The following is a 19,960-nucleotide window of genomic DNA, read 5'->3' as shown; positions in this document are numbered from 1 at the left end:
ACATGGCCCAGCAGGCCTGAGGGTTCAATGGGGCTTAGGCGTGACCGAAGGCGTTTTCGATGATTTGAACCGCGCCAGTGCCATCGACCAGTGCCGCGTCAAAACGGACATCTGTCAGCTGTCCACCCGGTTCGTTTTCCAGATATTGCGCGGCCGAGGCACAGATTCGGTCAATTTGTCTTTGACTGATCCGGGCCGCAGCCTTTTCGAAACTGGAGCTTTTCTTGACCTCGATGAACACAAGCCCGTCACCGTCCCGCGCAATCAGATCGATTTCGCCACCGGCGCCCCGCCACCGGCGATGCGCAATTGCAAAGCCCCGGCGCTCGTAGTCCGTGGCGACCCGGAGTTCGGCCGACTGCCCCGCCTGATGGGAAACCAAGCCCTGAATTGCACGCCGCCCCATGTCATCCCTTTCCCAGTTTCAGAGCTTTCTGGTAGATCGGACGGCGCGGCAGATCATACATTTCTGAAACAAGATCCGCTGCGTCCCGAACCGAGTGGGTTTCCAAAGCTCGCTTCAAAGCCTCTTCTACGTCGGCTTCGTTAACACTTTGCGAATGGCTGCGGTCTACCAGCAGAACAATCTCGCCCTTCACCGGTTTTTCCTGAATATCAGTTGCCAGATCGGCAAGGCTTCCACGGCGGATTTCTTCGAACTTTTTCGTCAGTTCACGACACAAAGCCGCCTGACGGTCTGCCCCCAGGCATTCGGCAAGATCTGCAAGACTGGCCGAGACGCGTTTCGGGGATTCATAGAACACCAAGGTGCCTGGTATGTTTTTCAACGCCTCAATCCGGGTCCGGCGTGCGCCCGATGCATTGGGCAAGAAACCTGCGAAAAAGAATGAATCCGTAGGCAGACCCGCCAGGGTCAGCGCTGTTATGGCGGCGGATGCCCCGGGCGCACAGGTCACCATATGCCCGGCTTCGGCCGCCTGCTTGCCCAGATCATATCCCGGATCAGCGATCAGAGGCATACCCGCCTCGGATGCATAGGCGACCGATTGCCCCTGTGCCAGGGCATCCATAAGTCTGCCACGCGCCCCGGCGCCGCTGTGATCATGGTAGGCCTGGATATGCCGACCCTCCAGCGGGATGCCATGGATTTCCATCAACCGCCGCAGGCTCCGGGTGTCCTCCGCCGCTATCACATCGGCCGATGCCAGAACATCCAGCGCCCTGAGCGTAATATCGCGCGCGGCTCCGATCGGAGTGGCAACAAAATACAGGCCCGCAGCCAATCTGATCTTTTGGAAATTCAAAGCTGGACCCTCACAGCGTGACGTTTATTATCGCGGCGCAACAGAACAGAAGCAATCACAGCCGCCGGATCAGGGAGTTTTCATTTAGATGTTTACCGTTTGCAAGCCCGTAAGCAAGCTGGCGAAAGCCGCCATTGCCCTGACGACAGCAGCATTTCTGGCCGCTTGTGAACCCGGCGGCGTTGGGGGTGGCCCTTCGATTGACACGTCGAACCCTGTTCCGGTTGCTTTGCTGGTTCCCCGCTCGGGCGACGCCGCGCTGGCGCAGAGCCTTGAGAATGCGGCCCGTATGGCGATGTCCGATCTGCCCAACGTCAAAATCGACCTGCGTGTTTACGATACCGCAGGAAACCCGACCACGGCGACGGCGGTGGCCCAGCAGGCCGTTGCCGAAGGGGCCAAGATCATCGTCGGCCCTGTCTACGCCCAGGCGGCAAACGCTGCCGGACTGGCGGTGCTGAACAAAAACGTCAATGTTCTTTCGTTCTCGAACAACACCAGCATTGCGGGTGGCAACGTATTCGTGCTTGGGCCGACCTTTGAAAACACCGCCAACCGGCTGGTCAGTTTCGCAGGTCGGCAAGGCAAAGCAAACATGGTTATCGTGCACAGCAATGATGCTGCGGGGCAAGTGGGACAATCTGCCATCGCCAATGCTCTGGCAAACAGCCGCGTCAACAATGCCGGAACCGTCGGATATGACCGGTCGCAACAGGGTGTCATCAACTCGGTTCCCACCATCAAGGCCACCGTCGATTCGACAGGGGCGGACTCGATTTTCATGACGGCCACGACTGCGGGTGCCTTGCCGCTTTTCTCGCAATTGCTGCCTGAGGCCGGCGTTTCACCCGCGACGACACAATTCATCGGCCTGACCCGTTGGGATATCCCCCCGCAGACGCTGGAACTGCCGGGCGTGCAGGGGGGGTGGTTTGCCCTGCCCGACCCATCCAAGGCACAAGCCTATCGTCAACGGTACAACGCGACCTATGGCGAAGCGCCTCACCCGATCAGCGGTCTGGCCTATGACGGCATAGCGGCGATCGGTGCCTTGGTCAGTCAGGGCAAGTCCAATGCCCTGACCGGTGCAGCCTTAACTCAGAATGCCGGTTTCCAGGGCGTTGGCGGTATCTTCCGCCTCCGCCCGAACGGCACCAATGAACGCGGCCTTGCCGTAGCGACGATTCAGAATAAACAGGTGGTTGTGATTGACCCTGCCCCGCAAAGCTTCTCTGGTGCCGGTTTCTGAGCGATCGGGCGAGACCATGGCGCCGGATGGCGCGCTGATTTGCCCTGCCGAAAACATCTTTGACAGCGTCAGCGTCAATGATGCGCTGGCCGAGGTGTTCGAGACCTGCTCTGACAACAGCAAAATGCGCTCTGAAACAGTGCGCATTCTGCGCGACGCTCAGAAAGCGGGCCGCAAAGCCATTGCCGATGCTTTCAGCGAGCGTCCGTTCGACGCGCGCGCGCTGACCCGTTCCTATACCTACCTGACGGACCAGCTGGTCGGAACCGCGATGCTGGTCTCCAGCACGCGCCTGCATCCGATTGCGACGCCAACACAAGGTGAAAAGATCGCTGTTCTGGCCGTTGGCGGGTACGGGCGCGGTGAAATGGCGCCGTCCTCCGATGTCGATCTGCTGTTTCTGACCCCCTACAAAATCACCGCCTGGGCCGAGAGCGTCATCGAATCGATGCTTTATATCCTTTGGGATCTCAGGCTCAAGGTCGGGCATTCCTCGCGCACGATCAAAGACTGCCTTCGGCTGGGCACCGAGGATTTCACGATCCGTACCGCAATGCTTGAACAACGCTATCTGGCGGGCGACAAGGCGCTGGCCGACGAGCTTGAGCGACGGCTGAAAACCGAGCTGTTCAAGGGAACCGAACGGGAATTCATCGAAGCCAAGCTGAATGAACGCGATGAACGGCACCTGAAACAAGGGGAACGATACAAGGTCGAACCCAACGTGAAAGAAGGCAAAGGGGGGTTGCGCGACCTCCAATCCCTCTACTGGATTGCAAAGTACATCTATGGCGTTCAGGACGTGGCCGAACTTGTGCCTTTGGGTCTGTTCACCCCGGAAGAGTTCAAGACCTTCGTTCAGGCCGAAGAATTTCTTTGGGCCGTTCGTTCGCATTTGCATCTGGTGACAGGCCGCGCCACCGAACAGCTGACCTTTGACATGCAGGTCGAGGTCGCAGCGCGCATGGGCTATGAGGATCGAGCCGGTCGCCGTGCGGTCGAAGTATTCATGCAACGCTATTTCCGCGAAGCCACACGTGTGGGCGAGTTGACGCGGATTTTTCTGACAAAGCTTGAGGCGCTGCACGTGAAAGGCGCGCCATTGCTGGAGCGCATTTTCCGCAGACGCCGGCGGGTCAAAGCCGGATACAAGGTTGTTCACGGCCGTCTGGACGTAGCAGACCCTGACAAGTTTCTGTCCGACAAAGTGAACCTTCTGCGCCTGTTCGAAGAAGGCTTGCGAACAGGAATGCTGATCCATCCGGATGCCATGCGTCTGGTGGCGGCAAATCTGCATCTGATCGACGACGAAATGCGCAACGACAAAGAGGCGCGGCGCATCTTTCTGGACTTGATGCTGAAACACGGAAATCCGGAACGGGCTTTGCGGCGGATGAACGAACTGGGTGTGCTGTCCGCCTTCCTGCCCGAGTTCGAGCCCATCGTGGCAATGATGCAGTTCAACATGTACCACAGCTATACGGTGGACGAGCATACCATCCAGTGCATCGTGAACCTGGCCCAGATCGAACGCGGAGAGTTGATTGAATCCCTGCCTCTTGCCTCGTCGATTCTGCAAGGTGGGGTCAATCGTAAGGTGCTGTATGTCGCCCTGTTGCTGCATGATATCGCGAAGGGGCGACCCGAAGATCACTCGATCCTTGGGGCACAGATCGCACGCAAGGTCGCGCCACGATTGGGTCTGAACAAAGCGGATTCGGAGACGGTGGAATGGCTGGTGCGCTATCATCTGCTCATGTCCGACATGGCACAGAAACGTGACATTTCAGACCCCCGCACAGTGCGTGATTTTGCCAAAGCAGTCCAAACAGTCAAACGACTGGACCTGTTGACCGTTCTGACCGTCTGCGACATTCGCGGCGTGGGGCCGAATACCTGGAACAACTGGAAAGCCACGCTGCTGCGTGCCCTTCACGCTGAAACCAAGCGCGCGCTGGAAACCGGGATGGAGGACCTCAACCGCGCCAATCGCGGGGCCGAGGCAAAAAAAGCCCTGCGCACCGAACTTGCAGCCTGGTCCAAGGCCGACCTCAAATCCGAGACAGGACGCCACTACGACCCGTATTGGCAGGGTCTCAATCTGGCTACACATGTCGAGTTTGCGAACATGCTGCGCGCGCTGGAACAAAGCGGCGACCCCGGCGCGATGGAGATCCGCCTGCAACCGGACGAGGATCGCGACGCAACCCGAGCCTGTTTTGCGATGGGCGATCACCCCGGTATCTTTGCCCGCATTTCCGGCGCGCTGGCCCTGGTCGGCGCGAATGTCGTGGATGCGCGCAGCTATACCACCAAAGACGGCTATGTCACCGATGCCTTCTGGATTCAGGACGCCGAAGGGCACCCGTTTGAAGCCTCGCGCCTGCCACGTCTGACGCAGATGATCCACAAGACACTGCGCGGCGAAGTCGTTGCGAAGGAGGCGTTGAAATCCCGCGACAAGATCAAGAAACGCGAGCGTGCCTTCAACGTCCCGACGCATATTACCTTCGACAATGACGGTTCTGAAATTTACACGATCATCGAAGTGGACACCCGCGACCGGCCGGGCCTGCTGTTTGATCTGACCCGCACCCTCGCCGCAGCCAATGTTTACATCGCCAATGCGGTGATCGCGACCTATGGCGAACAGGTGGTCGATACGTTTTACGTCAAGGATATGTTCGGCTTGAAGTACCATTCGGAAAGCAAGCAACGTGGGCTCGAGGCCAAGCTGCGCAAGGCGATCACCGAAGGCGCCGAGCGTGCTGCGTCATGAAGCAAATACGCTTGGTCTCGGGCCTGTTCACGGTCGGTTTCTGGACGCTGGCCAGTCGAATACTGGGGTTTCTGCGGGAAATTCTGCTGACCGCCTTCATCGGCCCCGGGCCGGTGATGGATGCTTTCGTGGCGGCCTTTCGCCTGCCGAACATGTTCCGCCGATTTTTTGCCGAAGGCGCGTTTAACGCAGCCTTTGTGCCCATGTTCTCGAAACGGCTGGAAGCGGATGAGAATCCACAGGGCTTCGCGCAGGATGCGTTCAACCTGCTGGCCGTGGCTGTTCTGGCGCTGGTCGGGCTGGCCATGGTCTTCATGCCCGGCCTGGTGTGGCTGACAGCCGAAGGGTTTTATGGCGATGAACGGTTCGATCTGGCCGTGGACTATGGCTATGTCGTGTTCCCGTATATCCTTTTCATGTCCTTGGCGGCCCTGTTCTCGGGCGTATTGAACGCAACCGGCAGGTTCGCCGCGGCCGCAGCGGCACCTGTTTTGCTGAACATCTTTGCCTGCACCGCGCTGATTGCCGGGGCCATCTCCGGCGGTGAGGTGATACGATGGCTGATCTCGGTCATTCCGGTCGCCGGCGTCGCACAGCTGGTACTGGTCTGGGTAGCGACCGAGCGTGCCGGTATCCGCATACGCCCCGGCCTGCCCCACCTGACGCCCGAGATGCGCCGGATGGTTCGCATCGCGGTTCCGGCCGCCTTGGCCATGGGGGTTACGCAGGTCAATCTGGTGGTCGGGCAATTGGTGGCGTCCAAAACTGAAAAAGCCGTGAGTTGGCTGTTTGCCGCGGATCGCCTGTACCAACTGCCTTTGGGTGTGGTCGGAATCGCCATTGGCATTGTCCTGCTGCCCGACCTGTCCCGCCGTCTGCGCGCCGACGACAAGGAAGGAGCCCGCAACGCGTTTTCCCGCGCCGGGGAATTCATGCTGCTGTTGACGCTGCCCTCGACCGTGGCGTTCCTGATCATCCCGAACCCGCTGGTTTCGGTGCTGTTCGAACGGGGACAGTTCAGCCCCGAAGATACCGCTGCGACAGCGCTGGCGGTCGCGATCTATGGCATCGGTCTGCCTGCATTCATGCTGCAAAAATTGCTGCAACCACTTTTCTTTGCACGCGAGGATACGCGTTCCCCGTTCCGATATGCGGTGGTCGCAATGGTGGTGAACGCGGCACTGGCGTTTGGCCTGTTTCCGCTGGTGGGCTGGATCGCCCCTGCGATTGCCGCGTCAACTGCCGGCTGGGCCATGGTTGTTCTTTTGGCGATCGGCGCACGTCGCATGGGCGAAGAAGCGCGTTTCGATGACCGTTTCAGGGCACGTGCGGGCCGGATCGTTCTGGCCTCGGTCGGGATGGGCGCGGTCTTGTTTGCAGCGACCCACTTTTATGGTTGGACGCTGGACATTGCCGGCTGGCGCTATCTTGCGCTGTTGACCCTGATCGTGGTCGCCGCCGTCTCGTATTTCTGCCTGGGTCATGTCCTGGGCGCGTTCAAACTGTCAGAGTTCAAACGCGCCTTGCGCCGGTCCTGATCAATCACGGCGGATGCGCCCGACGATCCGGGCCCAGGCCCCCGGCGCCACCAGAAATGACATGCCAAAGCCGGTGGCAAACCCGCCCAGATCAGCAACCCATTCCGCGTTGCCGCCGAAGATCAGACCAAACAGGAACTGTATGCCCATCAGAACGGCGATCAGTTGGAACGCCCTTGCCTGATTTGCCCCCACAAGCGACAGTTTGCGCCACAACAACCACGTGAATGCTCCGATCAGGCCATAAACAGGTGGGAACCCTCCGATCAGGGGATAGCGAGGATCAAGGAGAACGGCATAGGTCAACGCACCGCCAATCCCCGAGACGACGAAGATCAGCAGCATGGGAAAGCCCCCGAATACCTCTCCGACCATCTTGCCCATCGCCAACACAAAGACACAGACAAAAACCGCCTGCGTGAAATTGGCGGATACAAAGGGATAAGTCACGAACCGGATCACATGGTCGAACGGCCAACGCCCGTTCAGCACCATCCAGTCGAAAATATCCGCCGAGAAGGCATAATGCTGTATCGCGTCCAGGCGCCAGCCGACTGCCGCTGGCCCCCCGACCAGCCCCCGCGCGCCCAACGTGAAGACAAGCTCAATGCCGATGATGAACAGAACCAGCGCCACCACGACCGGTGGCAGGGGGTTCACAGGCGGTGTGTAATGATCGCTGCTCATTGGGCTGGCCTTTCGCGGCTGTTGACGTCCCTTTGCCTCATGGGTAAGCGACGGAGGCTAGTTTTTCCAGATGGGAGTTCCCTTTGATGACCGAGACCCATTTCACGCCCCGCGTGTTTTCCGGCGCACAGCCTTCGGGCAACCTGCACCTCGGCAATTATCTCGGTGCGCTTCGGAACTGGGTTAGAATGCAAAGCGAGGAGTTTGAAACCATCTATTGCATGGTCGATCTTCATGCAATCACGGTCTGGCAAGATCCAATCGAGTTGCAGCATGCAACGCGGGAGCTTTGTGCCGGTTACATCGCTTCTGGACTAAACCCCGAAAAATCGATTTTGTTCAATCAAAGCCAAGTGCCGGAACACGCGCAACTGGCTTGGATATTCAACTGTGTTGCGCGTATGGGTTGGATGCAGCGCATGACCCAGTGGAAGGACAAGGCGGGCAAGAACCAGCAGAACGCTTCGCTTGGCTTGTTTGCCTATCCTGCCCTGATGGCAGCCGACATTCTGATCTATCACGCAACCCACGTGCCAGTCGGGGAAGACCAGAAACAGCATCTTGAGTTGACCCGCGACATCGCCATCAAGTTCAACAATGATTTCGGCGTCGATTTCTTCCCCGTCACCGAGCCGGTGATCGAAGGTGCGGCCACACGGGTCATGAGCCTGAGGGACGGATCCAAGAAGATGTCGAAATCCGATCCATCGGATATGAGCCGGATCAACCTGACGGATGACGCCGAAGCGATTGCCAAGAAAATCCGCAAAGCCAAGACCGACCCCGATGCTCTGCCGTCAGAAGCCGAAGGGCTGGAGGACCGCCCCGAGGCGCGTAACTTGGTCAATATCTACGCGGCCCTGAGCGATCAAAGCATCGAGCAGGTTCTGGCCGATGTTGGCGGCAAGCAGTTTGGTGACTTCAAACCGATGCTGGCCGATCTGGCAGTGGCGAAACTGGCCCCGATTTCGACCGAAATGTCACGTCTGATGGGGGATCAGGCCGAGATCGACCGGATTCTGGCCCGCGGTGCCGAGCGCGCCCGCGAGATCGCGGCTCCGATCCTGCAAAAGACCTACGAAATCGTGGGCATGGTCGGCGCTGGATCACGCTGATTGCGCTGGACCTTCGCCTGACGCCCTCCTAGGGTTTGCCTGAATCAAAGGAGGGCGTCATGGCAACCGGCACGAACATCCGGACCTATTTTCAAGGCCAATGGCATGAGGGGGACGCACCCATCATGCGCGCGGCGGATCATGGCGCCTGGCTGGGATCTTCGGTCTTTGACGGCGCGCGGTATTTTGACGGGGTGGCCCCGGATCTGGAGGCCCATTGCGCGCGGGTGAACCGCTCAGCCGAAGCCTTGATGCTGACACCGACCATGACGACCGAACAGATGGTCGAGTTGGTACGCGAAGGGTTGCAGGCCTACAGCCCGGACACAGCCGTTTACATTCGCCCGATGTACTGGGGGATCGATGGTGACAGCACGGCCATAGTTCCGCAGGAAAACAGCACAGGTTTTGCAATCTGCCTGGAAGAAATCCCAATGGCCCCCGAAACCGCGTCGGCCACTCTGTCGACCACGCGCTTCCGCCGCCCGGTTCTGGAAAGCGCGGTCGTAAACGCCAAGGCCGGGTGCCTTTACCCCAACAACGCCCGCATGCTGCAAGAGGCGCGCTCGAAAGGCTTTTCCAACGCCCTGGTGGCCGATGCGATGGGGCATGTGGCGGAAACGGCGACGGCCAACATCTTTATGGTGAAGGACGGCGAAGTCTTTACACCGATCCCGAACGGAACTTTCCTGGCCGGCATTACCCGAGCACGGCATATCAAAAACCTGCGCGCGGATGGCGTAAAGGTCCACGAAACGGTTCTGAGCTTCGAGGATTTCCACGAGGCCGACGAGGTCTTCATGTCCGGCAACATGAGCAAGGTCACACCGGTAACTGCGCTGGAGGACACGCAATTTCAGGTGGGTCCTGTTGCTCGCCGTGCCCGCGCGCTCTATTGGGATTGGGCTGCAAGTGAACGCTAGCGCAATGCCCCAGGCTTGCCCGAGTTGCCAGCGCGCGATCGGTCGGGCATGATCCCGGAAACCTAAAGAGGATACCCATGCGTAAGTTCCTAGTCGTTCTGGATGACAGCCGCGAATGCCTTAACGCGATGCGGTTTGCCGCGATGCGGGCTGCCCATACCGGAGGTGGTGTGACGGTCCTTTCTGTCATCCCGCCTGACGAATTCAATCACTGGATTGGGGTGGCCGAAACCATGCGTGAAGAGGCCCGCGAACGTATCCACGCGCATTTCGAAGTGTTTGCCAAATGGATGCGGGACAAACAGAACGTGGAACCTGAACTGGCCATTCGCGAAGGTGATCCCGTGCCAGAGATCATCGAACATGTTCAGTCCGATCCCGAGATTGGCGTTCTTGTTCTCGGGGCGGGGACCGGCAAGAAAGGTCCTGGTCCGTTGGTGACTCAACTGACAAAGAACTCGGGTAGCCTGCCGATTCCGATCACGATCGTTCCGGGCAATCTGAGCAAAGAGAAACTGGAAGAAATTACCTGAGGAGCGGCGATGGCGATGACGATACAGTTCTGGTTCGAATTCGCCTCGACCTATTCCTACCTCAGCGCGATGCGGATCGAAGCAGCCGCGCAAGACAAGGGCGTCGCCATTGAATGGCACCCGTTCCTATTGGGTCCGATTTTCGCGGATCAAGGATGGCGCACCTCGCCTTTCAACCTGTATCCGGCCAAAGGGCGGTACATGTGGCGCGATATGGAACGCCTGTGCAAGGCGCGCGGGCTTCCTTTCGCAAAGCCTGATCCGTTTCCGCAGAATTCGCTCAGGGCAGCGCGTCTGGTTCTGGCCATCGAGGATCATCGGGAACGGGCGGCGTTTGTTCGGGCTGTCTACAGCGCCGAATTCGGCGCCGGGCAGAATATCTCAGAGGACAGCGTACTGACCTCCTGCCTCGACGAGGCAGGGTTGCGCGGCAGCGTGATGAACCGCGCAGGGGACAAGGACATAAAAGAGGCCCTGTTCGAACAATCTGCCCGCGCCAAGGCGCTTGGCCTGTTTGGTGCACCAAGTTTTCTGGCCGGGGAAGAGTTGTTCTGGGGCGATGACCGTCTGGATGACGCGCTCGAATACGCCTCGACAATTTAGAATCGTTCCAAATCTTGACTTCCCGTGCGCCTGCGCGCATATCAGAAGCACATCAGACGGAGCGCCCTCATGTTCATCCAGACCGAATCCACCCCCAATCCGGCCACGTTGAAATTCCTGCCCGGCCAAACGGTGCTGGAAGCTGGAACAGCGGATTTCCCAACTGCGGAAGCGGGCGAAAAATCCCCGCTGGCCAAGCGCATATTTGCAGTCAACGGTGTGGCTGGCGTGTTCTTCGGCAATGATTTTGTCACCGTCACCAAAACGGAAGACGTACAGTGGGACCACATCAAACCGGCCATTCTTGGCGCGGTGATGGAACATTATCAATCCGGCCAGCCCGTTATGGGCGCAGATTCCGCCGGGGCCTCGGGCCATGCCGAGCACTCTGGTGAGGACGCTGATATCGTCAACCAGATCAAGGATTTGCTGGACAGCCGTGTGCGCCCTGCTGTGGCTCAGGACGGGGGTGACATCACGTTCCACGGATTTGATCGCGGCGTAGTCTATCTGCACATGCAGGGGGCCTGCGCAGGTTGCCCGTCTTCGACATTGACCCTGAAGATGGGTATCGAGAACCTTCTGCGCCATTACATTCCGGAAGTGACCGAGGTTCGCCCTGTTGCCGTCTAACCCGACGATTCTGGCGTTTGACACATCGGCCGCGCATTGCGCGGCCGCTTTGTTGCGCGACGGCAAGATCGTGACGTCCCATGCCGAAGCGATGTCACGCGGACAGGCAGAACGATTGATTCCGCTGCTGGAAGACGTTCTGGCTGAAGCCGGATGTGACTGGGCTGGTCTGGACGCAATCGGCGTTGGGATAGGGCCCGGCAACTTCACCGGCATTCGCATTTCGGTCTCGGCCGCGCGGGGTCTTGCGCTTGGGCTCGAAATCCCTGCGGTCGGGGTATCCGGCTTCGATTCCCTGCATGAATTGGCGGAAGAAGGGCAGATACCGGCGATCCCCGCCCCGCGCGACCAGGTTTATGTGAAAATGCCCGGTGCCGATCCGTGTCTCTTGCCCCGGGCCCAAGCGGAACTTGGCGGGCCGTTGTTTTCCTGCTCTGACCCTGCCTTGCTGGCACAATCCATCGCCCTTCTGGCCGCGCGGCGCTGGGATCGTACCAGTTTGCCGCCGGCACCTTTGTACGTCAGGCCTGCCGACGCGGCTCCGTCCCGTGATACACCCCCTGTGCTGCTGAACGAATGACACCGCACGAGATGGCATCGACTCATGCCGCTGCGTTTTCGCAATCGCGCGGCTGGACAGAAGATGAATTCGCCGACCTTCTCGAAAACCGCTTTACTCATGCGGCCGGAGATTCCCGGTGCTTTGCACTGTTTCAAGTGATTGCGGGCGAAGCCGAATTGCTGACAATTGCGACCCACCCTTCGTTTCAACGGCAGGGCCTGGCACTTCGACTCATGCAGGAATGGCATGATCAGGCAATCGTTTTGCAGGCAACGCGTGCCTTTCTGGATGTCGCGGCCGACAACATAGCGGCCATTTCCCTGTACAATCGATGCGGATATCGGCAGTGCGGGCTGCGCAAGGCGTACTATGCGCGCGAAACGGGCCAAAAAACTGATGCACTTGTAATGGAATGCTGCCTGCCCCAACGGCAATCGCCCGTTTCTTAGACCATTTGGTCAGAATTCAGTTGACCATGGTGGTTGCAAACCCCCTTAATACCCGCCATCACAACAGTTATGCTCGCTAAAAGTGGGTGAACGGGGCTAATCTGACCCTGTGCCAACAAAATAATATTGGGAGACTGAAATGACCCTGATGAAATCCTTGATGGGTGCTGCCGCTGCGGTCGCAATGTCAGCCGGAGCGGTTCTGGCCGAGCCGGCGGTGATCTTTGACCTGGGCGGCAAGTTCGACAAGTCCTTCAACGAGGCCGCCTATAACGGCGCGCAGCGCTGGGCGAATGAAACCGGCGGCAAGTATCTGGAAATCGAAATTCAGGCAGAACCGCAGCGCGAACAGGCCCTGCGCCGTTTCGCGGAATCCGGTGCAAATCCGATCATCACCATGGGGTTCGGAATCGCTGACGCCCTGGCCGCTGTTGCAAGTGATTACCCCGACACCAAATTCGTCGCGGTTGACGTGACTTGGCTGGACGCTCCAAACATCCGCCAGATCGGCTTTGCCGAGCACGAAGGTTCTTACCTGGTCGGCATGATGGCCGCCATGGCGTCGAAAACCGGCACCGTTGGTTTCATCGGAGGCATGGACATCCCGTTGATTCGCCACTTCGGCTGTGGCTATGCCCAGGGCGCGAAGGCCGTGAACCCGGACATCAATGTTGTCGCCAACATGACTGGTACGACTCCTGCCGCCTGGAACGATCCTGTAAAAGGTTCGGAGTTGACGAAAGCACAGATCAGCCAGGGTGCTGATGTGATTTACGCCGCGGCCGGCGGAACCGGCGTTGGCGTTCTGCAAACTGCGGCTGACGAAGGCATCTTGTCGATTGGTGTGGACAGCAACCAGAACCACCTGCACCCAGGCAAGGTGCTGACTTCGATGCTGAAGCGTGTGGACGTTGCTGTTTATGAAGCGATGAAAGCAGGCGAAAACGTCGAAACCGGCGTTTTCATCATGGGTCTGGCCGAAGATGGGGTCGGCGTTGCCATGGATGAAAACAACAAAGAGCTTGTTTCGGTTCGCATGAGCGACGCTGTCGACGAAGCCCGCAAGGCGATCATCAACGGCGACATCGAAGTTGTAAGCTATTACGAGAACGACAGCTGCCCGGCACTGCAGTTCTGATAACGTGCGGGGCGGGAGAGTGCCTTCCGCCTCGCCACCCACTTCGCCATCCGAGCGGACAGCCGGATGGCTTTCTCGGCAGTTGAGGGCAAGACATGACCGTCCCAGCCATTGAGCTCAAAGGGATATCCAAGGCCTTTGGGCCAGTTCAGGCCAACAAAGACATCTCGATCAGCGTTGCACCCGGTACGATCCATGGGATCATCGGTGAAAACGGCGCAGGCAAATCCACGTTGATGAGCATTCTCTTCGGCTTTTACAAAGCCGACAAAGGTGAGATCTGGATCAATGGGACCAAGACCGACATCCCGGACAGCCAGGCGGCCATCGCCTCGGGCATCGGGATGGTGTTCCAGCATTTCAAGCTGGTGGAAAATTTCACCGTACTGGAAAACATCGTACTGGGCGCCGAGGATGGCGGGTTGCTGGCGCCATCACTGGCAAAAGCCCGCAAAGAGCTGAAAGAGCTCGAGGAAGAGTACGAACTGTTCGTCGATCCCGACAAGCGTATCGACGAGATCGGCGTGGGGATGCAGCAGCGGGTCGAGATCCTGAAGGCGCTGTACCGCAAGGCCGAAATTCTGATTCTGGACGAACCGACCGGCGTGTTGACCCCTGCCGAGGCCGATCAGCTGTTCCGCATCCTCGACCGGCTGCGGTCCGAGGGCAAGACGGTCATCGTGATCACCCACAAACTGCGCGAAATCATGGAAAACACCGACACCGTATCGGTTATGCGGCGCGGGCAAATGACGGCGACTGTCAAAACATCCGAGACCAGTCCCGAGGAGCTGGCCGAACTGATGGTTGGCCGCAAGGTTCTGCTACAGGTCGACAAGGTGCCCGCGACGCCCGGCAAACCCATCCTCGAGATCGAAAATCTCAGCGTTTTTGATTCGGCTGGCGTTGAACGGGTCAAAAATATCGACCTGACCGTGCGCGCAGGTGAGATCGTCGGCATCGCCGGCGTGGCCGGCAATGGTCAATCCGAACTGCTGGAAGTTCTTGGCGGAATGCGCCCCGGACAGGGCACGATCAAGCTGAACGGCGAACCGCTGGCACTGAGTGGGGCCGGATCAGATGGTCAGGCCCGCCGCGCGCAACATATCGCCCACGTGCCCGAAGACCGGCAGCGCGAAGGCCTGATCATGGACTTCCACGCCTGGGAAAACGTGGCCTTCGGATATCACCGCGACCCGGCCTACAAACGCGGTATCTTCATGGACAACGCGGCGTTGCGTGCCGATACCGAAGCCAAGATCCAGAAATTCGACGTCCGCCCGCCCAATCCCTGGTTGGCAGCCAAGAGTTTCTCGGGCGGCAACCAGCAGAAAATCGTTGTCGCGCGCGAGATTGAACGCAACCCTGACCTGCTGCTGGTCGGGCAACCCACGCGGGGCGTGGACATCGGCGCCATCGAGTTCATTCACAAACAGATTGTCGCGCTGCGTGATCAGGGCAAGGCAATCCTGCTGGTATCGGTCGAGCTGGAAGAAATCTTCTCGCTCTCGGACCGGATCGCGGTGATGTTTGACGGACATATCATGGGAGAACGCCTGCCCCATGAGACAGATGAAAAAGAACTGGGCCTGCTGATGGCCGGTGTTGCGGGAGAGGCCGCGTAACATGGAAAAAATGCCTAAATGGGCCGATGTCATTCTGATCCCGCTGATCAGTCTGATACTGGCCGCAATCCTTTCGGCGCTGGTCATCCTCGCCATCGGCGAAAACCCTGTCGAAGCCGTAAAATTGATGGTCACCGGTGCGCTGGGGTCGACCTATGGCTGGGGCTATACGCTCTATTACGCGACCAACTTCATGTTTACCGGTCTTGCGGTGGCCGTCGCCTTCCATGCCCGTATGTTCAACATCGGGGGCGAAGGCCAGGCGATGCTGGGCGGGCTGGGCGTGGCCATGGTCTGTCTGTATGTCGACTGGCCGCATTGGAGCATTGCCTTGCTTGCCGCCTGCGCGGCATCGATGCTGTTCGGCGCGCTCTGGGCGGCCATTCCGGCCTATCTGCAAGCAAAACGCGGCAGCCATATCGTGATCACCACGATCATGTTCAACTTCATCGCCGCTGCTTTCCTGAACTACATGCTGGTCAATGTCATGCGCCCCCAAGGGTCGCAGGACCCGGCCACCGCGCGGTTCTCTGAAAGCGTGCATCTGCCCTCTTTCCAGGAGATGTTCTCGACCGCAGAGAACGTTGTTTTCCGAGGCGCCCCGGCGAACATCACCTTCTTCATCGCGTTGCTTGCCTGCGTCGTTGTCTGGGCGCTGATCTGGCGCACGCGTCTGGGTTATGAAATCCGGGCTTATGGCCATTCCGAGACCGGCGCTGTCTATGCCGGTATTTCACCTGTGCGCATCACGATTGTTGCGATGCTGATTTCCGGCGGGCTGGCGGGGCTGATGGCCATCAACAATGTCATGGGCGAAGCCGAGCGACTTGTTATGAACTCGACCGAGGGCGCGGGTTTCATTGGCATCGCCGTGGCTCTGATGGGGCGTTCACATCCGTTCGGTGTGTTTCTGGCCGCGCTCTTGTTCGGGTTTCTGTACCAGGGGGGCGCCGAGCTGGCGCTGTGGGCTTCGATCCCGCGGGAACTGATCGTGGTCATTCAGGCCCTGGTCATACTGTTCACCGGCGCATTGGACAACATGGTGCGAATGCCGCTTGAAAAACTGTTCCTGGGTATGCGGAAGAGGGCTGAGTGATGGAAATCTTCGTAACCCTCATTCAGGTTCTGGATTCGACCATTCGCCTGTCTACGCCGCTGCTGCTTGCCTGTCTGGCCGGTCTGTTTTCAGAACGGGCCGGGATCTTTGACATCGGCCTCGAAGGCAAGATGTTGATGGCAGCGTTCTTTTCGGCTGCCATCGCTGCTGTTACTGGGTCGGTTTGGCTGGGCTTGCTGGCTGGTATTGCGTCCTCGTTGTTGCTGTCGGGTCTGCATGGGCTGGCATCTATCACCTTCCGGGGCAACCAACTGATATCGGGTGTGGCCATCAACTTTCTGGCCTCGGGTCTGACTGTTCTGGTCGCCCAAAGCTGGTTTCAGCAGGGTGGGCGGACACCATCGCTGTTTGGCGGCGGGCGGTTCGAACCGATCAACTTCCCATTCGCCGAGTCCCTCAGCGGTGTGCCGATTATCGGCCCCATCTATTCCGAACTGCTCTCGGGCCACTCGATCCTGGTTTATGTCGCGTTCCTGATGGTTCCGGCCACCTGGTGGATTCTGTATCGCACCCGGTTCGGTCTGCGCCTGCGGGCGGTGGGTGAGAACCCTGCCGCAGTGGACACTGCCGGTGTTTCAGTGATTGGCCTGCGGTTCGCCGCTGTCGCCATCTGCGGTGTGCTGTGCGGTATTGCAGGCGCCTATCTGGCCACGGCCTTGCAGGCAGGGTTTGTCAAGGAAATGACCGCCGGTCGTGGCTTTATCGCCTTGGCCGCGCTGATCTTTGCCAAGTGGCGCCCGTGGCATGCCATGTGGGCCTGCTTGCTGTTCGGTCTGCTGCAAGCGATCGCGCTGCGGTTCCAAAATATCGACTTGGGTGGCGTCGTGATTCCCGTGCAGGTGATGGACGCCCTGCCCTATATCCTGACGGTGGTGATTCTTGCCGGGTTCGTCGGCAAAGCCATTCCACCGCGGGCGGGCGGAGAACCCTACGTCAAAGAGCGCTGATAAGGCCAGTTCCGAACTGAGTTTCAGTCCTGTTCGCTGCGGAGCGGCATGCAGAGTTGATTTTGCATGCCGCAACCGTTCTAAGAGGGTATGCACGTATACCTTCCCATAGCAGAAGTTTCCGTCAGCCCATTCCTGCTATTGGGGATCGGCGGGGCCGTCGGCATTTTGTCCGGTATGTTCGGGGTCGGAGGCGGGTTTTTGATCACCCCGTTGCTGTTCATTATCGGAATACCCCCTGTGGTTGCTGTGGCAACATCCGCCAATCAGGTTGTTGCCTCGTCCATTTCGGGTTTGTTGGCTCATCTCAGACGCAAGACCGTGGACCTGAAAATGGGAAGCGTTCTGCTGGCCGGAGGGTTGTTCGGTGCGGCCCTTGGGATGGTGGTTTTCAATTTCCTCAAGCATCTCGGGCAGGTCGATCTGGCGGTACAGCTTTGCTATGTGGCGTTTTTGGGCGCCATCGGAACCCTGATGTTCATCGAAAGCCTGGCAGCCATCCGAAAGGCCAGACAGTCAGGCAATGAACCTGCCCCCAAGCGACGCCAGCGAACCTGGATTCATGCCCTGCCGTTCAAGAAACGGTTCCCGGCATCTGGACTTTACATCTCGGTCATACCTCCGGCGCTGGTCGGATTCGGCGTTGGTGTTCTGTCGGCAATCATGGGAGTCGGCGGCGGGTTCATCATGGTGCCCGCAATGATCTATGTTCTTGGTATCCCGACAAAGGTGGTCATCGGGACATCCCTGTTCCAGATCATCTTCGTCGCCGGGTTCACAACGATGATACATGCCTCGACCAACTACAGTGTCGACATTGTCCTCGCCCTGTTCTTGTTGCTGGGCGGTGTTTTGGGTGCGCAATTGGGAACGCAGATTGGTGCACGTCTGAAAGCCGAACAGTTGCGTATCCTTTTGGCGCTTCTAGTCATGGGTGTCGCCGGAAAGATCGGGTTTGACCTTTTTTTACCGCAAGAAGAGATCTTTTCTTTGGCGGAACCCGGGGGGATTTGATGTTGTTTGACCCACGGCACATGACAATTACCACACTTGAATTCTCAACCTATAACAGGCAAGCCACGACCATACGCAAAGTAACAGTACCATGCACATTTACCTTCCCATCGCAGAAGTCTCAGTAAACGCCTTCCTCTTGTTGGGGTTGGGCGGCATGGTCGGCATCCTGTCCGGCATGTTCGGTGTCGGTGGCGGCTTTTTGATGACCCCGCTGCTGTTTTTCATCGGTATTCCGCCGGCGGTGGCCGTTGCAACCGAAGCCAATCAGATCGTCGCATCATCCTTTTCCGGAGTTCTGGCACATTTCCGACGAAAGACCGTGGACCTCAAGATGGGAACGGTATTGCTGGTTGGCGGGCTTGTCGGGGCCGCTTTGGGCGTGGTTGTCTTCAACTATCTCAAAAGCCTGGGTCAGGTCGATCTGCTGGTGACACTCTGTTACGTTGTTTTTCTTGGCGTCATAGGCAGCCTGATGTTTGTCGAAAGCCTGAGGGCCCTGCGTAAAGCCAAGAAGGGCGGCGCGGCCCCAGCCAAGCGTCGGCAGCGGGGCTGGGTCCATGCCATGCCCTTCAAAATGCGTTTCCGCACCTCGGGCCTGTATATCTCGGTCATTCCACCGGCCTTGGTCGGTCTGTGCGTTGGGGTTCTGTCCGCGATTATGGGTGTCGGCGGCGGCTTCATCATGGTTCCTGCCATGATCTACTTGCTGGGTATGCCGACCAAGGTCGTTGTCGGCACGTCGCTGTTCCAGATCATCTTTGTGACAGCCTTCACCACGATGCTGCACGCCACCACCAACTATACGGTTGATGTTGTTCTGGCGGTCTTGTTGCTGGTCGGCGGCGTCATTGGCGCCCAGATCGGAACCGTGATCGGAGCCCGGATGCCGGCGGAACAATTGCGCGTGCTGCTTGCCGCTTTGGTACTGGCCGTATGTGGCAAGCTGGCACTTGATCTGCTTCTTGAACCTGCCGAGCTCTACTCGCTTGGCAATGGCGGAGGGCACTGAGGATGCTGCGTTCGCTTATTGCCGCCCTGTGCTTGTTCTGCGTGCCCGCTTTGGCGGCGGAAGAGCAGGTTGTCCTTGGTCTCAGCCAGGACCGGGTTGCCATCACCGCTACATTCGACGGATCGGAGCTTCTGATTTTTGGGGCCATCAAGCGGGAAACCCCAATCCCTTCTGGCCCACCGGTTGAAGTCATCGTCGCGGTTGCGGGTCCGTCCGAACCTGTCACCGTGCGACGCAAGGAACGCAAGCTTGGGATCTGGGTGAACACCGACAGTGTTCTTGTCGACCTTGCACCCAGCTTTTATGCTGTTGCGACCAGCGGGCCCTTCGACGACATCCTGTCCGACACCGAGGACCTGCGCTACCGGATTTCGATCGAACGCGCGATCCGCTCGGTCGGTGCCGCGATGCACATCCGGGGCGCACAGGATTTTGCAGATGCCGTGATAAGGATTCGAGAAAACGAACACCTGTATTCCATCCGCGAAAATACCGTGGCAGTGGATGAACAGACCTTGTTCCGCACCTCAATCGATATGCCCGCCGACCTGACCGAAGGCGATTATGCCGCCCGGATTTTCCTGACCCGTGGCGGAGAGGTCGTCTCGCAATATGAAGCGATCATTGATGTCCGGAAAGTCGGCCTTGAGCGTTTTTTGTACAATATGTCCCGCCAGCAACCCGTCTGGTACGGCCTGATGTCGCTGGTCATAGCGATTGCGGCAGGCTGGGGCGCCTCGACAGCCTTCCGGCTGTTGCGTGAAAAATAAC

Annotated in this window: 20 protein-coding genes; 17 read left to right on the top strand and 3 right to left on the bottom strand. The window is 58.7% G+C overall.

What is annotated here, in order from left to right:
• Positions 1-34: 34 nt before the first annotated feature.
• A complete protein-coding gene (locus NOR97_RS01220; RefSeq protein ID WP_170346402.1) occupies positions 35-406 on the bottom strand; it encodes a YraN family protein in 372 nt (123 codons plus the stop codon).
• A 1-nt stretch (position 407) separates the two neighbouring features.
• Positions 408-1,265: a 16S rRNA (cytidine(1402)-2'-O)-methyltransferase gene (gene rsmI / locus NOR97_RS01215; protein WP_170346401.1), complete on the bottom strand. Its 858-nt coding sequence runs from the start codon at positions 1,263-1,265 to the stop codon at positions 408-410.
• A gap of 88 nt (positions 1,266-1,353) precedes the next feature.
• Here rsmI and NOR97_RS01210 point away from each other — a divergent pair, with 88 nt between their 5' ends.
• The 3 genes from NOR97_RS01210 to murJ are packed head-to-tail and all read left to right on the top strand — an operon-like array spanning position 1,354 to position 6,831.
• Positions 1,354-2,514 carry a penicillin-binding protein activator gene (locus tag NOR97_RS01210; RefSeq protein WP_170346400.1) on the top strand — a complete coding sequence of 387 codons (1,161 nt, stop codon included), beginning with the start codon at positions 1,354-1,356 and terminating at the stop codon, positions 2,512-2,514.
• Positions 2,474-5,293, top strand: coding sequence for a [protein-PII] uridylyltransferase (locus tag NOR97_RS01205; protein WP_374041594.1), 2,820 nt, complete (start codon positions 2,474-2,476; stop codon positions 5,291-5,293). Before NOR97_RS01210 ends, NOR97_RS01205 begins: the two co-directional genes overlap by 41 nt.
• Positions 5,290-6,831 (top strand): murein biosynthesis integral membrane protein MurJ, encoded by a 1,542-nt coding sequence (murJ, locus tag NOR97_RS01200; protein WP_257599970.1) that lies wholly within the window; start codon positions 5,290-5,292, stop codon positions 6,829-6,831. Before NOR97_RS01205 ends, murJ begins: the two co-directional genes overlap by 4 nt.
• Here murJ and NOR97_RS01195 read toward each other — a convergent pair whose 3' ends face one another.
• Positions 6,832-7,518: a rhomboid family intramembrane serine protease gene (locus NOR97_RS01195; protein WP_170346398.1), complete on the bottom strand. Its 687-nt coding sequence runs from the start codon at positions 7,516-7,518 to the stop codon at positions 6,832-6,834.
• A gap of 86 nt (positions 7,519-7,604) precedes the next feature.
• On the opposite strand from NOR97_RS01195, the gene trpS reads away from it, so the two are divergent.
• From trpS to NOR97_RS01125, 14 genes are all read left to right on the top strand, one after another.
• A complete protein-coding gene (gene trpS, locus NOR97_RS01190) occupies positions 7,605-8,633 on the top strand; it encodes a tryptophan--tRNA ligase (protein ID WP_170346397.1) in 1,029 nt (342 codons plus the stop codon).
• Positions 8,634-8,692: 59 nt separating this feature from the next.
• The gene (locus tag NOR97_RS01185; RefSeq protein WP_170346396.1) at positions 8,693-9,556 is read left to right on the top strand and encodes a branched-chain amino acid aminotransferase; all 864 of its coding nucleotides are present in this window, start codon (positions 8,693-8,695) and stop codon (positions 9,554-9,556) included.
• Positions 9,557-9,633: 77 nt separating this feature from the next.
• Complete coding sequence (locus tag NOR97_RS01180) at positions 9,634-10,089, top strand: universal stress protein (RefSeq protein ID WP_170346395.1); 456 nt, start codon at positions 9,634-9,636, stop codon at positions 10,087-10,089.
• A 9-nt stretch (positions 10,090-10,098) separates the two neighbouring features.
• Positions 10,099-10,692: a 2-hydroxychromene-2-carboxylate isomerase gene (locus NOR97_RS01175; RefSeq protein ID WP_170346394.1), complete on the top strand. Its 594-nt coding sequence runs from the start codon at positions 10,099-10,101 to the stop codon at positions 10,690-10,692.
• A 69-nt stretch (positions 10,693-10,761) separates the two neighbouring features.
• Complete coding sequence (locus NOR97_RS01170; protein WP_170346393.1) at positions 10,762-11,325, top strand: NifU family protein; 564 nt, start codon at positions 10,762-10,764, stop codon at positions 11,323-11,325.
• Entirely contained in the window at positions 11,315-11,905 is a 591-nt protein-coding gene (tsaB, locus tag NOR97_RS01165) for a tRNA (adenosine(37)-N6)-threonylcarbamoyltransferase complex dimerization subunit type 1 TsaB (protein ID WP_257599969.1), read from the top strand. The genes NOR97_RS01170 and tsaB overlap by 11 nt, the downstream gene beginning before the upstream one ends.
• A gap of 11 nt (positions 11,906-11,916) precedes the next feature.
• Entirely contained in the window at positions 11,917-12,336 is a 420-nt protein-coding gene (locus NOR97_RS01160; protein ID WP_254440026.1) for an N-acetyltransferase, read from the top strand.
• A gap of 139 nt (positions 12,337-12,475) precedes the next feature.
• Positions 12,476-13,474, top strand: coding sequence for a BMP family protein (locus NOR97_RS01155; RefSeq protein ID WP_170346390.1), 999 nt, complete (start codon positions 12,476-12,478; stop codon positions 13,472-13,474).
• A 95-nt stretch (positions 13,475-13,569) separates the two neighbouring features.
• Positions 13,570-15,099: an ABC transporter ATP-binding protein gene (locus tag NOR97_RS01150; protein ID WP_170346389.1), complete on the top strand. Its 1,530-nt coding sequence runs from the start codon at positions 13,570-13,572 to the stop codon at positions 15,097-15,099.
• Position 15,100: 1 nt separating this feature from the next.
• On the top strand, positions 15,101-16,195 hold the full coding sequence (locus NOR97_RS01145; protein WP_152456858.1) for an ABC transporter permease: 1,095 nt from the start codon (positions 15,101-15,103) through the stop codon (positions 16,193-16,195).
• Positions 16,195-17,163, top strand: a complete 969-nt coding sequence (locus tag NOR97_RS01140) for an ABC transporter permease (protein WP_170346388.1) — start codon at positions 16,195-16,197, stop codon at positions 17,161-17,163. Before NOR97_RS01145 ends, NOR97_RS01140 begins: the two co-directional genes overlap by 1 nt.
• Before the next feature lie 90 nt (positions 17,164-17,253).
• A complete protein-coding gene (locus NOR97_RS01135; RefSeq protein ID WP_257599968.1) occupies positions 17,254-18,177 on the top strand; it encodes a sulfite exporter TauE/SafE family protein in 924 nt (307 codons plus the stop codon).
• A 91-nt stretch (positions 18,178-18,268) separates the two neighbouring features.
• Complete coding sequence (locus NOR97_RS01130) at positions 18,269-19,189, top strand: sulfite exporter TauE/SafE family protein (RefSeq protein ID WP_170346386.1); 921 nt, start codon at positions 18,269-18,271, stop codon at positions 19,187-19,189.
• A 2-nt stretch (positions 19,190-19,191) separates the two neighbouring features.
• A complete protein-coding gene (locus NOR97_RS01125; RefSeq protein WP_170346385.1) occupies positions 19,192-19,959 on the top strand; it encodes a TIGR02186 family protein in 768 nt (255 codons plus the stop codon).
• Position 19,960 lies beyond the last annotated feature (1 nt).

It is taken from the genome of Ruegeria sp. YS9 (assembly GCF_024628725.1).
Classification (GTDB): Bacteria; Pseudomonadota; Alphaproteobacteria; order Rhodobacterales; family Rhodobacteraceae; genus Ruegeria; species Ruegeria atlantica_C.
Note: the sequence above shows the minus strand (reverse complement) of the source record. Positions and strands in the feature narration are given on the sequence as shown.

Bases quoted from the DNA above. Each gene is read 5' to 3' on its own strand.
- NOR97_RS01160 (WP_254440026.1), top strand. From the start codon at position 11,917: ATGGCATCGACTCATGCCGCTGCGTTTTCGCAATCGCGCGGCTGGACA.
- NOR97_RS01180 (WP_170346395.1), top strand. From the start codon at position 9,634: ATGCGTAAGTTCCTAGTCGTTCTGGATGACAGCCGCGAATGCCTTAAC.
- NOR97_RS01140 (WP_170346388.1), top strand. From the start codon at position 16,195: ATGGAAATCTTCGTAACCCTCATTCAGGTTCTGGATTCGACCATTCGC.
- NOR97_RS01195 (WP_170346398.1), bottom strand. From the start codon at position 7,518: ATGAGCAGCGATCATTACACACCGCCTGTGAACCCCCTGCCACCGGTC.
- NOR97_RS01210 (WP_170346400.1), top strand. From the start codon at position 1,354: ATGTTTACCGTTTGCAAGCCCGTAAGCAAGCTGGCGAAAGCCGCCATT.
- NOR97_RS01125 (WP_170346385.1), top strand. From the start codon at position 19,192: ATGCTGCGTTCGCTTATTGCCGCCCTGTGCTTGTTCTGCGTGCCCGCT.
- trpS (WP_170346397.1), top strand. From the start codon at position 7,605: ATGACCGAGACCCATTTCACGCCCCGCGTGTTTTCCGGCGCACAGCCT.
- NOR97_RS01135 (WP_257599968.1), top strand. From the start codon at position 17,254: ATGCACGTATACCTTCCCATAGCAGAAGTTTCCGTCAGCCCATTCCTG.
- NOR97_RS01145 (WP_152456858.1), top strand. From the start codon at position 15,101: ATGGAAAAAATGCCTAAATGGGCCGATGTCATTCTGATCCCGCTGATC.
- NOR97_RS01150 (WP_170346389.1), top strand. From the start codon at position 13,570: ATGACCGTCCCAGCCATTGAGCTCAAAGGGATATCCAAGGCCTTTGGG.
- murJ (WP_257599970.1), top strand. From the start codon at position 5,290: ATGAAGCAAATACGCTTGGTCTCGGGCCTGTTCACGGTCGGTTTCTGG.
- NOR97_RS01155 (WP_170346390.1), top strand. From the start codon at position 12,476: ATGACCCTGATGAAATCCTTGATGGGTGCTGCCGCTGCGGTCGCAATG.
- NOR97_RS01175 (WP_170346394.1), top strand. From the start codon at position 10,099: ATGGCGATGACGATACAGTTCTGGTTCGAATTCGCCTCGACCTATTCC.
- NOR97_RS01220 (WP_170346402.1), bottom strand. From the start codon at position 406: ATGGGGCGGCGTGCAATTCAGGGCTTGGTTTCCCATCAGGCGGGGCAG.
- NOR97_RS01170 (WP_170346393.1), top strand. From the start codon at position 10,762: ATGTTCATCCAGACCGAATCCACCCCCAATCCGGCCACGTTGAAATTC.
- NOR97_RS01185 (WP_170346396.1), top strand. From the start codon at position 8,693: ATGGCAACCGGCACGAACATCCGGACCTATTTTCAAGGCCAATGGCAT.
- NOR97_RS01130 (WP_170346386.1), top strand. From the start codon at position 18,269: ATGCACATTTACCTTCCCATCGCAGAAGTCTCAGTAAACGCCTTCCTC.